Consider the following 12789-nt stretch of genomic DNA (forward strand, 5'->3'; position numbering starts at 1 on the left):
TCGTCAACCAATGATTTGACGATGCCGCTGAATGCTGTACCGACAACCATACCGACTGCGAGGTCGATCACGTTGCCACGCATAATAAATTCTTTAAATTCTGAAGCGATTGACATAATTAATCTCCTGTATGTGTTTGAGTCAAAATCAGATGTAGTTCAATAAAACGGCAGGCATATTAACGCTTTATCGGTTAAGAAAATTTCAATAATGTTAAATTTTGTATTTTATGCTAAAAATGCCCGGCTTCTATGCCTTCTGTATGAAAAACAGGCCGTCTGAATTTTTTTTGTTACTTTTTTGCACCACTTTTTATCCGTGGCTAAGTATCAGATAATATGAATGTTATCTTTAGAATCAATGCTCTATCAAATCTTTAGGTTAAGGTGGAATGATAATATAATAATGTTGAAAACATAATCATTGAAAGCCTGTAAAGTTAATGTTTCGTATCCGTATTTGACTTTCAGACGGCCTTTTGGGTTATGCAGTTATTCAAGCCATAATGTAACGGCCATAAAAAACGCACTTTCATGATGAAAGTGCGTTTTGCGTGAAAACCGTTTAGTTCTCTTCGTCATTCAGCGCGTTAATGCTGTAACCGCCGTCAACGTAGGTAATCTCGCCGGTGATGCCGGAAGCGAGGTCGGACAAGAGGAAGGCGGCGGTGTTGCCGACTTCTTCGGTGGTAACGTTGCGGCCCAGCGGGTTATGGGAAGCGACGTGGCCCAAGAGTTTGCTTAAATCGGCGATGCCGGAAGCAGCCAGGGTTTTGATCGGGCCTGCGGAGATGCCGTTGCAGCGGATGCCTTCTTTGCCCAGGCAGGCGGCGGTGAAGCGGATGCCGGCTTCGAGGCTGGCTTTGGCCATGCCCATAACGTTGTAGTTAGGAATGGCACGAACGGCGCCCAAGTAGCTCAGGGCGACGATTGCGGCGTTGCGGCCCTGCATCATCGGACGGGCGGCTTTGGCCAGCGCAGGCAGGCTGTATGCGGAGATTTCGTGAGCGGTGTTGAACGCTTCGCGGCTGATGCTGTCGAGGAAGTCGCCGCTCAATGCTTCTTTGGGGGCGAAGCCGATGGAGTGGACGAGGCCGTCCAAGCCGTCCCAATGTTTGCCCAAGTCAACGAAAACTTGGTTGATTTCGTCGTCGCTGGCAACGTCGCAGCGGAACACGAGTTCGGAGCCGAGTTCGGCCGCCATTTTACGGACGCGCTCTTCCAGTTTGTCGACAACGTAGGTGAATGCCAATTCCGCGCCTTGTTCGCGGCAGGCTTTGGCGATGCCGTAAGCGATGGAACGCTCGGAGATCATGCCGGTAATCAGAATTTTTTTGCCTTGCAAAAAGCCCATTTTCTTATCCTTTAGCAGTGGTATTGCGGTTGCATTAAACTGCGCATTATAGCAAAAACCGCTGTTTCGGCATAGAAAACAACGGATAACCCTTTGTCTTGCCTCAAATAGGGATAAGGTTTTCTGCCAAGGCCGTCTGAAACCTGACGGAACGGCGGCAAAACGTTATACTTGATCATCTTAATGACCGATGTTTCAGGAGGAAACCATGCCCGAACAAAACCGAATTCTTTGCCGGGAACTCAGCCTGTTGGCGTTTAACCGCCGCGTATTGGCTCAGGCGCAGGATGCGAATGTTCCTTTGTTGGAGCGTTTGCGTTTTTTGTGCATTGTTTCTTCCAATTTGGACGAATTTTTTGAAGTGCGCATGGCGTGGTTGAAACGCGAAAACAAACTGCGTCCGCATCAGCTGCTCGATAACGGTAAAACCGCAGCCGAGACCATTGAGGCGGTGGCAAAAGAGGCGCAGGCGCTGATCCGCGAGCAATATGATTTGTTTAATTATGCAGTTATTCAAGCCATAATGTAACGGCCATAAAAAACGCACTTTCATGATGAAAGTGCGTTTTGCGTGAAAACCGTTTAGTTCTCTTCGTCATTCAGCGCGTTAATGCTGTAACCGCCGTCAACGTAGGTAATCTCGCCGGTGATGCCGGAAGCGAGGTCGGACAAGAGGAAGGCGGCGGTGTTGCCGACTTCTTCGGTGGTAACGTTGCGGCCCAATGGGTTGTGGGAAGCGACGTGGCCCAAGAGTTTGCTTAAATCGGCGATGCCGGAAGCGGCCAGGGTTTTGATCGGGCCTGCGGAGATGCCGTTGCAGCGGATGCCTTCTTTGCCCAGGCAGGCGGCGGTGAAGCGGATGCCGGCTTCGAGGCTGGCTTTGGCCATACCCATAACGTTGTAGTTAGGAATGGCACGAACGGCGCCCAAGTAGCTCAGGGCAACGATTGCAGCGTTGCGACCCTGCATCATCGGACGGGCGGCTTTTGCCAGCGCAGGCAGGCTGTATGCGGAGATTTCGTGAGCGGTGTTGAACGCTTCGCGGCTGATGCTGTCGAGGAAGTCGCCGCTCAAAGCTTCTTTAGGGGCGAAGCCGATGGAGTGAACGAGGCCATCCAAGCCGTCCCAGTGTTTGCCCAAGTCAACGAAAACTTGGTTGATTTCGTCGTCGCTGGCAACGTCGCAGCGGAACACGAGTTCGGAGCCGAGTTCGGCCGCCATTTTACGGACGCGCTCTTCCAGTTTGTCGACAACATAAGTAAATGCCAATTCCGCGCCTTGTTCGCGGCAGGCTTTGGCGATGCCGTAAGCGATGGAACGCTCGGAGATCATGCCGGTAATCAGAATTTTTTTGCCTTGCAAAAAGCCCATTTTCTTATCCTTTAGCAGTGGTATTGCGGTTGCATTAAACTGCGCATTATAGCAAAAACCGCTGTTTCGGCATAGAAAACAACGGATAACCCTTTGTCTTGCCTCAAATAGGGATGAGGTTGTCTGCTAAGGCCGTCTGAAACCTGACGGAACGGCGGCAAAACGTTATACTTGATGGTGTTAATGACTGATGTTTCAGGAGTAAACCATGCCCGAGCAAAACCGCATTCTTTGCCGAGAACTCAGCCTGTTGGCGTTTAACCGCCGTGTACTGGCTCAGGCGCAGGATACGAAAGTTCCTTTGTTGGAACGTTTGCGTTTCCTGTGCATCGTGTCTTCCAATTTGGACGAATTTTTTGAAGTGCGCATGGCGTGGTTGAAACGCGAAAATAAACTGCGTCCGCATCAGCCGCTCGACAACGGCAAAACCGCGGCCGAAACCATCGAAGCGGTGGCGAAAGAAGCGCAGGCCTTGATCCGCGAGCAGTACGATCTGTTTAACAAAGTATTGCAGCCTGCACTCAGCCGTGCCGGCATTCATTTCTATCGCCGCCACAAATGGACGGCCGCACAGAAAAAATGGATCGAAAACTATTTCGACAACGAGCTGTTGCCTATTCTCACGCCCATCGGCCTTGATCCGTCACACCCGTTTCCTCGCCCGTTAAACAAATCGCTCAACTTTGCCGTCGAACTAGAAGGTACGGATGCGTTCGGCCGTCCGTCCGGGATGGCGATTGTGCAGGCTCCGCGCATTTTGCCGCGCGTCGTCCCCATGCCGTCTGAAATTTGCGGCGGCGATGCAGGCTTTGTGTTCTTGTCTTCGATTTTGCACGCCCATGTCGGCAAACTCTTTCCCGGCATGAAGGTTAAAGACTGCCATCAGTTCCGCCTCACGCGCGACAGCGATTTGACGGTCGATGAAGAAGATTTGAAAAACCTGCGTGCCGCGATTCAAAACGAATTGCACGACCGCGAATACGGCGACGGCGTGCGCTTGGAAGTGGCGGATACTTGTCCGGCGCATATTCACGACTTCCTGCTTGCCCAGTTCAAGCTGACTTCTGCCGAGCTGTATCAGGTCAAAGGGCCGGTCAATTTGGTGCGCCTCAATGCCGTCCCCGATTTGGTGGACAGGCCGGATTTGAAGTTTCCGCCACGCAATGCAGGCCGTCTGAAAGCCTTGCGCAAAAACGGCTCCGTATTCAAACTGGTCAAACAGTCGCCGATCTTGCTGCACCACCCGTATCAATCTTTCGATCCGGTTGTCCAAATGATACGCGAGGCTGCTGCCGATCCGGATGTGTTGGCCGTCAAAATGACCATTTATCGTACCGGCAGCAATTCCGAGCTTGTGCGCGCATTGATGAAGGCTGCACTGGCGGGCAAGCAAGTTACCGTCGTGGTTGAACTGATGGCGCGTTTTGACGAAGCCAACAACGTCAACTGGGCGAAACAGCTCGAAGAGGCGGGTGCGCACGTCGTGTACGGCGTATTCGGCTACAAAGTCCACGCCAAAATGGCTTTGGTTATCCGCCGTGAAGACGGCGTGCTCAAGCGTTATGCCCACCTCGGTACCGGCAACTACCACCAAGGCACATCGCGCATTTACACCGACTTCGGCATCATCACCGCCGACGAACAAATTACTGCTGATGTGAACACTTTGTTTATGGAAATCACAGGCTTGGGCAAGCCGGGCCGTCTGAACAAGCTCTATCAAAGCCCGTTTACCCTGCACAAAATGGTCATCGACCGCATCAAGCAGGAAACCGAACACGCCAAAGCCGGCAAACCGGCGCGGATTACCGCCAAGATGAATTCCCTCATCGAGCCGAGTGTGATTGATGCGCTGTATCAAGCCAGCGCGGCAGGCGTACAAATCGACCTGATTGTGCGCGGTATGTGTACTTTGCGCCCGGGTGTCAAAGGCTTGTCCGAAGACATCCGCGTCCGCTCCATTATCGGCCGCCAACTCGAACACTCGCGCGTGTATTGCTTCCATAACAACGGCGCAGACGATACCTTTATCTCCAGTGCCGACTGGATGGGTCGTAACTTCTTCCGCCGTATTGAAGTCGCCACGCCGATTACCACGCCCGAACTCAAAGAACGCGTGATTCGCGAAGGTTTGGAAATGGCTTTGGAAGACAATACCCAGGCTTGGCTGATGCAGCCTGACGGCAGCTACGTCCGCACCCAGCCGCAAGACGGCGAGCCTGCGTTTGGTTTGCAGGAAGGTTTGTGGAAAATATACGGACGTTGAGTTGAATAATGTCTCAGGCCGTCTGAAATGCAGGTTTCAGACGGCCTTTTTTGATTTTGCCGTTATAATTCCGTTTCCCAATCTTTCAGACGGCCTTTTCCTATGAAATCTTACCCCGATTCCTATCTCCATTTTGAAAACCTCGAATCTCCCGAAACGCAAAATTTTGCCGCTGCGGCGGATGCCGAAACGCGCGCCCGTTTTTTAGAAAACGACAAGGCGCGCGAATTGTCTGACGGCATTTTGGCGCAGTTGCAGGACACGCGGCAGATTCCGTTTTGTCAGGAACACCGCGCGCGGATGTACCATTTCCATCAGGACGCGGAATATCCGAAGGGCGTGTACCGCGTGTGTACCGCGGCGACGTACCGTTCCGGCTATCCTGAGTGGAAAATCCTGTTTTCAGTGGCGGATTTCGACGAATTGCTTGGCGACGATGTGTATTTGGGCGGCGTGTCGCACTTGGTGGAAAAGCCCAACCGCGCGTTGTTAACACTGAGCAAATCGGGCGGCGATACGGCGTACACGCTGGAAGTGGATTTGGAAGCAGGGGAGTTGGTAGAAGGCGGTTTTCACTTTCCGGCAGGCAAAAACCATGTGTCGTGGCGCGATGAAAATAGCGTGTGGGTGTGTCCGGCTTGGGACGAACGCCAGTTGACCGAATCGGGCTATCCGCGCGAAGTGTGGCTGGTGGAGCGCGGCAAAAGTTTCGAGGAAAGCCTGCCGGTGTATCAAATTGCTGAAGACGGCATGATGGTGAACGCTTGGCGCTATCTCGATCCGCAGGGTTCGCCGATTGATTTGATTGAAGCGTCGGACGGTTTTTACACCAAAACTTATTTGCAGGTGTCGGCCGAAGGCGAGGCAAAACCGTTGAACCTGCCCAATGATTGCGATGTGGTCGGCTATCTGGCGGGGCATCTTTTGCTGACGTTGCGCAAAGACTGGAACCGTGCGAACCAAAGCTATCCGAGCGGCGCGCTGGTGGCGGTGAAGCTGAATCGGGGCGAACTCGGGGCGGCGCAGCTTTTGTTTGCGCCCGATGAAACGCAGGCATTGGAAAGCGTGGAAACGACCAAGCGTTTTGTGGTGGCGAGCCTTTTGGAAAACGTACAAGGCCGTCTGAAAGCGTGGCGCTTTACCGATAGCAAATGGCAGGAAGTCGAGTTGCCGCGCCTGCCTTCGGGTGCGTTGGAAATGACTGACCAACCGTGGGGCGGAGACGTGGTTTACCTTGCCGCCAGCGATTTCACCACGCCGCTGACGCTGTTTGCGCTGGATTTGAACGTGATGGAACTGACCGTCATGCGCCGCCAGCCGCAGCAGTTTGATTCAGACGGCATCAACGTGCAGCAGTTTTGGACGACTTCGGCCGATGGCGAGCGCATTCCTTATTTCCACGTCGGCAAAAACGCCGCCCCCGACACGCCAACGCTGGTCTATGCCTACGGCGGTTTCGGCATTCCTGAATTGCCGCATTATCTGGGCAGCGTCGGCAAATATTGGCTGGAAGAGGGCAATGCCTTCGTGTTGGCGAACATACGCGGCGGCGGCGAGTTCGGTCCGCGCTGGCATCAGGCGGCGCAGGGAATCAGCAAACACAAAAGCGTCGACGATTTGCTGGCCGTCGTGCGCGATTTGTCCGAACGCGGCATGAGTTCGCCCAAACACATCGGTTTGCAGGGCGGCAGCAACGGCGGCCTGATTACCGCCGCCGCCTTCGTGCGCGAGCCGCAAAGCATAGGCGCGCTGGTGTGCGAAGTGCCGCTGACCGACATGATCCGCTATCCGCTGCTCTCCGCAGGTTCAAGTTGGACGGACGAATACGGCAATCCGCAGAAATACGAAGTCTGCAAACGCTGGCTGGGCGAATTGTCGCCGTATCACAATCTTTCAGACGGCATCGATTATCCGCCAGCACTCATTACCACCAGCCTCAGCGACGACCGCGTCCATCCCGCCCACGCACTCAAGTTCTACGCCAAACTGCGCGAAACCTCGCCGCAATCGTGGCTCTACGCGCCTGACGGCGGCGGCCATACCGGCAACGGCACGCAACGCGAATCCGCCGACGAACTTGCCTGCGTCTTGCTGTTTTTGAAAGAGTTTTTGGGGTAGAAGCAAGCAGCAGGACTGACCGTTTTGTAAAGTTGAGAAACAAAATACTCTTGTTTCGGCAAGTGAAAAGAAGGCCGTCTGAAAAACGAATATTAAAGTTTTCAGACGGCCTTCTTTTCTTTTAACTTTCAACATATCCCGATAAAATGGACACTTTGTAAGTAATCATTGATGGAAGACGCAATTATGGCAACCGAACCGAACCGAACCGAACCGAACCGAAATTATACACGATTTGGAAAATAATTTCAAACAAAACAACATATTAAAACTCAAACAAATCTTTCCCGAAGTCTTTTGCGAAGACCAAATCGACTTTGAGAAGCTCAAACTCGTCCTCGGCGCCGAAAACCTTGCCGGCGCGGGCGAACGTTATCAACTCGATTGGGCGGGCAAAACCGCCGCCTATCTCAACCTGCAAAGCCCCACTTCCCGAACCCTCGTTCCCTGCAAAGAAGAATCCGCAGATTTCGACGGCACGCAAAACGTGTTTATCGAAGCCGAAAACCTCGAAGCCCTGAAAATCCTGCAAAAAGCCTACGCCGGCAGCGTGAAGATGATTTACATCGACCCGCCCTACAACACCGGCAGCGATTCCTTTATTTATCCCGACAAATTCTCCGAAAGCCGTGAAGAATACGCCCGCCGCGTGGGTGATACCGACGACGCGGGCTACCTGAAGCGCGACGGCGTATTCCAAGGTGCATGGCGCAAAAACGGCAAAGACAGCGGCCATTACCACAGCAACTGGCTCTCCATGATGCTGCCGCGCCTGCATCTGGCAAAAACCCTGCTGCGCGAAGACGGCGTAATCTTTATCTCGATAGACGACAACGAACAGGCACAGCTGAAACTGCTATGTGATGAAGTGTTTGGGGCGGAGAATTTTGTTGCTGAGTTGCCATGGAAGGGGCGTGGTGGCGGTGCAGATGACAAGAATCTATTGCAAAACCATGAATATATTTTGATGTATGCAAGAAATAAAGAACAATTTACTGTGGGTAGGAAAATCAAATCTGATGAGAAATTTCCCAAGTTTGATGCTGAAAAAAATAGATTTTATAAAACACAATTAGCAAGAAAATGGGGAAGTGGTGCAACACGCCAAGATAGACCAAATCTTTTTTATCCGATTAAGACATATGATGGAATTGAAATTACACCAAAACTTCCTGATGGTTCTGATGGACGATGGCGGTGGAATGAAAAAAGAATGAAAACATGTTTATCAAATAAAGATATTGAATTTCAAAAACGTGATGATGGAGAATGGGAAGCATATGAGAAAGTTTATCAACCATTAGAGGGCGAATTCCGCACACAGCTTTATGCCGCATGGTTGCAAAGCGAAATTGCGGAAGAATTAGAAGAAATTTTAGATGAAACTGATGGTAAAAATACAGCTTTTGGTACAAAACAAACAAAATTGCTTTTTGATAATCAAGCATATTTTAGTTATCCAAAACCAACACCTCTCATCAAAATTTTGATGAAAATTGCATCTTTAAATAACAATGAAATTATTATGGACTTCTTCTCCGGCAGCGGCACCACCGCCCATGCCGTGATGCAACTTAACGCCGAAGACGGCGGCAGCCGCCGTTTCATCTGTGTGCAACTCCCCGAAGAAACCGACGAAAAATCCGAAGCGCGCAAGGCTGGTTTTGACACGATTGCCGAAATTGCCAAAGAACGCATCCGCCGCGCGGGCAGGCAGATTTCAGACGGCCTTCAAGACGGATCGGAAATAGATACGGGTTTTAAAGTTTTCAAACTTGCCGAAAGCGGTTTCAAACAATGGCGGCAGCCCGGACAGGCCGATACGGAAGCCCTGCAACGCGAATTGTATTTGAATATCGATTCCGTGCTGTCTGAAACATCGTCTGAAAATCTGCTCTACGAATTGATGCTGCGTATGGGCTTGAAGCTGACTTGCAAAGTTTCGTTTTCAGACGACGTGTATTTCGTGGAAGACGAGGATACGGGCGGGCTGTACGCTTTCCTGTTGGAACGTGTGGATCAAGGTTTGATTGATGCCGTGCTGTCGAAGCATCCCGCCAAAGTGGCGACATTGGACAGGCTGTTCGAGGGCGACGATGCGCTTAAAAGCAATACCGTATTGCAGATGAAGGATGCGGGCGTGATGTTCGAGTGTGTGTAGGGAGAAAACGATGGAACTGAAATTTGAAGAACTGCCCTATCAGCTTGATGCGGTAAATGCCGTTGCGAATCTTTTTGCAGGACAGCCGAACCATGCCCGGACATTTGATTTGACCAGTCAGGGGACGGGGCGGTTTGTCGGCAACAGCTTGGATTTGGATTGGGAAACGCTAGGTAGGAATCTGAATGCGGTACAAAAGCAAAACAGACAGCCTGAAACGGAAATCGGCGCGCACGGGCTGAATTTTTCTCTGGAAATGGAAACGGGTACGGGCAAAACCTATGTCTATCTGCGCACGATTTATGAATTAAACCGCCGCTACGGCTGGAAGAAGTTTGTGATTGTCGTACCGAGCGTACCGATACGCGAAGGCGTGTTGAAAAGCCTGGAAATTACGAAGGCACATTTTGACGGGGTGTTTGGCAGGCCCGTGATGCGTTATGCGGAATATTCAAGCGGCCGGCTGTCGGACTTGCGCGCTTTTGCGGTAAACGACCACATCGAAATTTTAGTGATCAACATCCAGTCGTTTGAAAAAGACGGAAACGTTATCAATAAGGTAAACGAAAGCGGGGAAGCACCGATTAAGTTTATTCAGGAAACGTGTCCCATCGTCATCATCGACGAGCCGCAAAATATGGAAACGGAAGGCCGTCTGAACGCTTTGGAATCGCTCCATCCGCTTTTTACCCTGCGCTATTCGGCAACGCATAAAAACCCTTACCACAAGGTTTACAGCCTGAATCCCGTGCAGGCATATAATTTGAAGCTGGTCAAACAGATTGAAGTCTTGCCAGTATTGGCGGAAAACGATGTGAACGGCGCATTTGTTGAAATCGTAGAAATCAAACAGGGCAAACGCAAAATAACCGCCAAACTCAGCATCCATTATCAGGACAAAAAAGAAACTAAAAAGAAACCTGTCAGCGTGTCCGTAAAAGACGATTTGTTTGAGAAATCGGGCGGAAATCCCGCCTACCGCTACGGCTTTGCTGTAAACGATATCGATATCGGAACCGGGGAAATCAAGTTTTCAGGTGGCCTGAAAATCAGCCGTAGCAGCAACAGCGACGTAGTGCGCGATGAAATCATGAAAAACCAAATCCGCGAAACGGTAAGGGAGCATTTGGCGAAGGAGAAACGGCTGAATCCGCTGGGGATTAAGGTGTTGTCGCTGTTCTTCATCGACCGCGTGGAGAACTACCGCACAGCAGATGGAACAGCGGGCAAGTTTGCCCTTTGGTTTGAAGAAATTTATCGAGAGCTTTCAGGCAGCACCGATACGGCAGGCGTACACGACGGCTATTTCTCGCAAGACAAAGGCTGTCTGAAAAACACCGACGGCACAATGCAGGCGGACAACGATACCTACCGCCTCATTATGCGCGATAAGGAAACCCTGCTTTCCTTTGATAGCCCGCTGCGCTTTATCTTTTCCCATTCCGCGCTGAAAGAAGGTTGGGATAACCCCAATGTATTCCAGATCTGCACGCTCAACGAAACCCGCTCGCCGCTGAAAAAGCGGCAGGAAATCGGGCGCGGGCTACGTATAGCCGTCAATCAGGAAGGGCGTCGCGTGCGCGATGAAAAAGTGAACGTACTGACTGTAGTGCCGAACGAAAGTTATGAATTGTTTGCCGCCAATCTGCAAAAGGAATACGAAGACGAATGCGGTATCAAATTTGCCGCCGAAAACATCAAGGACGGCAATAAGAAGAAAAAACAGCTATTTCGCAAAGATTTTCCGCTCGACCCCGAATTTCAGGCAATTTGGGAGAGATTGAAATACAAAACGCGCTACCGCGTGCGCTTCGATACGGAAGAATTGATCAAACAGGCTTCGGCGGCAGTGGCAAACCTGCCAGAAATCCAAAAGCCGAGAATCCGCGTCCGCAAGGCGCAATTGAAACAATCCCAAACCTACGGTATCGAAACAGTCGAAATTGCCAGCCGCAGCCGCGAAATGGACGTTCAATGGGAAATCCCGGACATACTCGGCGAGATCCAAAAAAAGACGGGGCTGACACGGCGCACGGTGTACGAAATCATCACACAGTCGGGTCGTCTGAAAGATGTAGCTGGTAATCCGCAACGCTTCATCGACCTTGCTGCTGAAGCGGTAAACCGCAGCCTGTACGCACTGATGGCGGCAGGAATTGAGTATGAACAAACCGGCGAAGTGTACGACCAAAAGCTGCTGGAAAATATGGTGTGCGAAGGTATTGAGTTTTATGAGAACAGCTTTACATTTGCAGTAAGTAATCCGCAAAAAACCATTTGCGAAAACTATATCCCATTGGATTCCGGAACGGAAAAAAACTTTGCCGCCGATTGCGAGCATTATGATGCTGACCATGAAGGTGGTGTAGCGTTTTATTTCAAGCTACCCGGATGGTTCAAAATTCCTACCCCACTGGGCAATTACAATCCCGATTGGGCAGTGGTAAAACAGGTTCAGGGCAAAGTGTACTTTGTTGCAGAAACCAAAAATACTGGCAAAGGCATTCAGGCGGGTGTGGATACGGACAAACTACGCCAGAATGAGAGGCTGAAAATCGAATGCGGCAAGCGGCATTTTGCGGCATTGGACGGGCTGGAATATCGTGAAACGGATGATGTGGGCGGCTTGGAAAAATAATTGGAGAAAATATTTGAAATTACCTTAAAGCCGTTTGAGAAGCCGATATTAGGGTTTTCAGACGGCCACGAATCACGATAATCAAACTTAACCCTATGATATCAAATAAAAACAATTTCCTGCTTGTAGGTTAAAATCAGCCTATGCTAATATGCGCAACAACAGGTTTTTACTGAATAATCTGTGCTAAAATGCAGGATTAGATGGAAAACTCTATCCGAATTCGGTACAATACCGACGAATTATTTCTCTTAAACAACCTGCCGCAAGGCGAAAAGGAACGACTAATTATGTCAAACATCGAACAACAAGTTAAAAAAATTGTTGCTGAACAACTGGGCGTAAACGAAGCCGAAGTGAAAAACGAATCTTCTTTCCAAGACGATTTGGGTGCTGACTCTCTGGACACCGTGGAACTGGTGATGGCTTTGGAAGAAGCTTTCGGCTGCGAAATCCCTGATGAAGACGCTGAAAAAATCACTACCGTACAATTGGCTATCGACTACATCAACGCCCACCAAGGCTAATCGGTCGCCTCAAACACCCAGCCTCTGCTGCGCTATCGCAATAGAGGCTTTTACCTTATTATCAAACCCCTGAAATTTCAGACGGCATGAGTTTTGCCCGTTTCCACGAAGAAAAGAGCAAGTCTGCCGCGAAAATCCCGACAACCAACAGCGAGATTATCATGAGTCAGAGAAGAGTAGTCATCACAGGTCTTGGCCAAGTATCACCGGTCGGCAACGACGTCGCCACCGCATGGAGCAATCTGCTCGCAGGCAAAAGCGGCATCGGACGGATTACCCGCTTTGACGCATCCGACATCAACAGCCAAATCGCCGGCGAAGTGCGCGATTTCGACATCGGCCAATACATCAGCGC

Annotated in this window: 9 protein-coding genes and 1 pseudogene; 7 read left to right on the top strand and 3 right to left on the bottom strand. The window is 50.7% G+C overall.

The genetic code is table 11. The annotated features are described in order from the left end of the window. Both ACTHUT_RS08110 and fabI (ACTHUT_RS08115) read right to left on the bottom strand, forming a co-directional pair. Positions 1–116, bottom strand: a 116-nt coding sequence (locus tag ACTHUT_RS08110) for an MscL family protein (RefSeq protein WP_440418725.1), incomplete at its 3' end; no start/stop codon positions are given. Positions 117–564: 448 nt separating this feature from the next. Beyond that, positions 565–1353, bottom strand: a complete 789-nt coding sequence (gene fabI / locus ACTHUT_RS08115) for an enoyl-ACP reductase FabI (protein ID WP_003748060.1) — start codon at positions 1351–1353, stop codon at positions 565–567. A gap of 208 nt (positions 1354–1561) precedes the next feature. Here fabI (ACTHUT_RS08115) and ACTHUT_RS08120 point away from each other — a divergent pair. After that, positions 1562–1876: pseudogene (locus ACTHUT_RS08120) on the top strand (polyphosphate kinase 1); the annotation flags it as partial. Between the two features lie 59 nt (positions 1877–1935). Here ACTHUT_RS08120 and fabI (ACTHUT_RS08125) read toward each other — a convergent pair. Then, positions 1936–2724, bottom strand: coding sequence for an enoyl-ACP reductase FabI (gene fabI, locus ACTHUT_RS08125; protein WP_003748060.1), 789 nt, complete (start codon positions 2722–2724; stop codon positions 1936–1938). A 208-nt stretch (positions 2725–2932) separates the two neighbouring features. Here fabI (ACTHUT_RS08125) and ppk1 point away from each other — a divergent pair, with 208 nt between their 5' ends. From ppk1 to ACTHUT_RS08155, 6 genes are all read left to right on the top strand, one after another. Beyond that, positions 2933–4990, top strand: coding sequence for a polyphosphate kinase 1 (gene ppk1 / locus ACTHUT_RS08130; protein WP_440385961.1), 2058 nt, complete (start codon positions 2933–2935; stop codon positions 4988–4990). Between the two features lie 102 nt (positions 4991–5092). Next, entirely contained in the window at positions 5093–7108 is a 2016-nt protein-coding gene (locus ACTHUT_RS08135) for a prolyl oligopeptidase family serine peptidase (protein ID WP_440385962.1), read from the top strand. A gap of 235 nt (positions 7109–7343) precedes the next feature. Next, positions 7344–9269: a site-specific DNA-methyltransferase gene (locus ACTHUT_RS08140; protein ID WP_440385963.1), complete on the top strand. Its 1926-nt coding sequence runs from the start codon at positions 7344–7346 to the stop codon at positions 9267–9269. Between the two features lie 10 nt (positions 9270–9279). Beyond that, entirely contained in the window at positions 9280–11907 is a 2628-nt protein-coding gene (locus ACTHUT_RS08145) for a restriction endonuclease (protein ID WP_440385964.1), read from the top strand. A gap of 290 nt (positions 11908–12197) precedes the next feature. Then, positions 12198–12434: an acyl carrier protein gene (acpP, locus tag ACTHUT_RS08150; protein ID WP_003679644.1), complete on the top strand. Its 237-nt coding sequence runs from the start codon at positions 12198–12200 to the stop codon at positions 12432–12434. A 161-nt stretch (positions 12435–12595) separates the two neighbouring features. Beyond that, positions 12596–12789 (top strand): beta-ketoacyl synthase N-terminal-like domain-containing protein (locus ACTHUT_RS08155; RefSeq protein WP_440418726.1); only part of this gene is annotated, 194 nt, incomplete at its 3' end.

Source organism: Neisseria sp. P0022.S010 (assembly GCF_051956635.1).

What these genes read in the sequence shown, in the direction of transcription:
- fabI (WP_003748060.1), bottom strand. Translation starts at nt 1,353, where the DNA reads ATGGGCTTTTTGCAAGGCAAAAAAATTCTGATTACCGGCATGATCTCC.
- fabI (WP_003748060.1), bottom strand. Translation starts at nt 2,724, where the DNA reads ATGGGCTTTTTGCAAGGCAAAAAAATTCTGATTACCGGCATGATCTCC.
- ppk1 (WP_440385961.1), top strand. Translation starts at nt 2,933, where the DNA reads ATGCCCGAGCAAAACCGCATTCTTTGCCGAGAACTCAGCCTGTTGGCG.
- ACTHUT_RS08135 (WP_440385962.1), top strand. Translation starts at nt 5,093, where the DNA reads ATGAAATCTTACCCCGATTCCTATCTCCATTTTGAAAACCTCGAATCT.
- ACTHUT_RS08145 (WP_440385964.1), top strand. Translation starts at nt 9,280, where the DNA reads ATGGAACTGAAATTTGAAGAACTGCCCTATCAGCTTGATGCGGTAAAT.
- acpP (WP_003679644.1), top strand. Translation starts at nt 12,198, where the DNA reads ATGTCAAACATCGAACAACAAGTTAAAAAAATTGTTGCTGAACAACTG.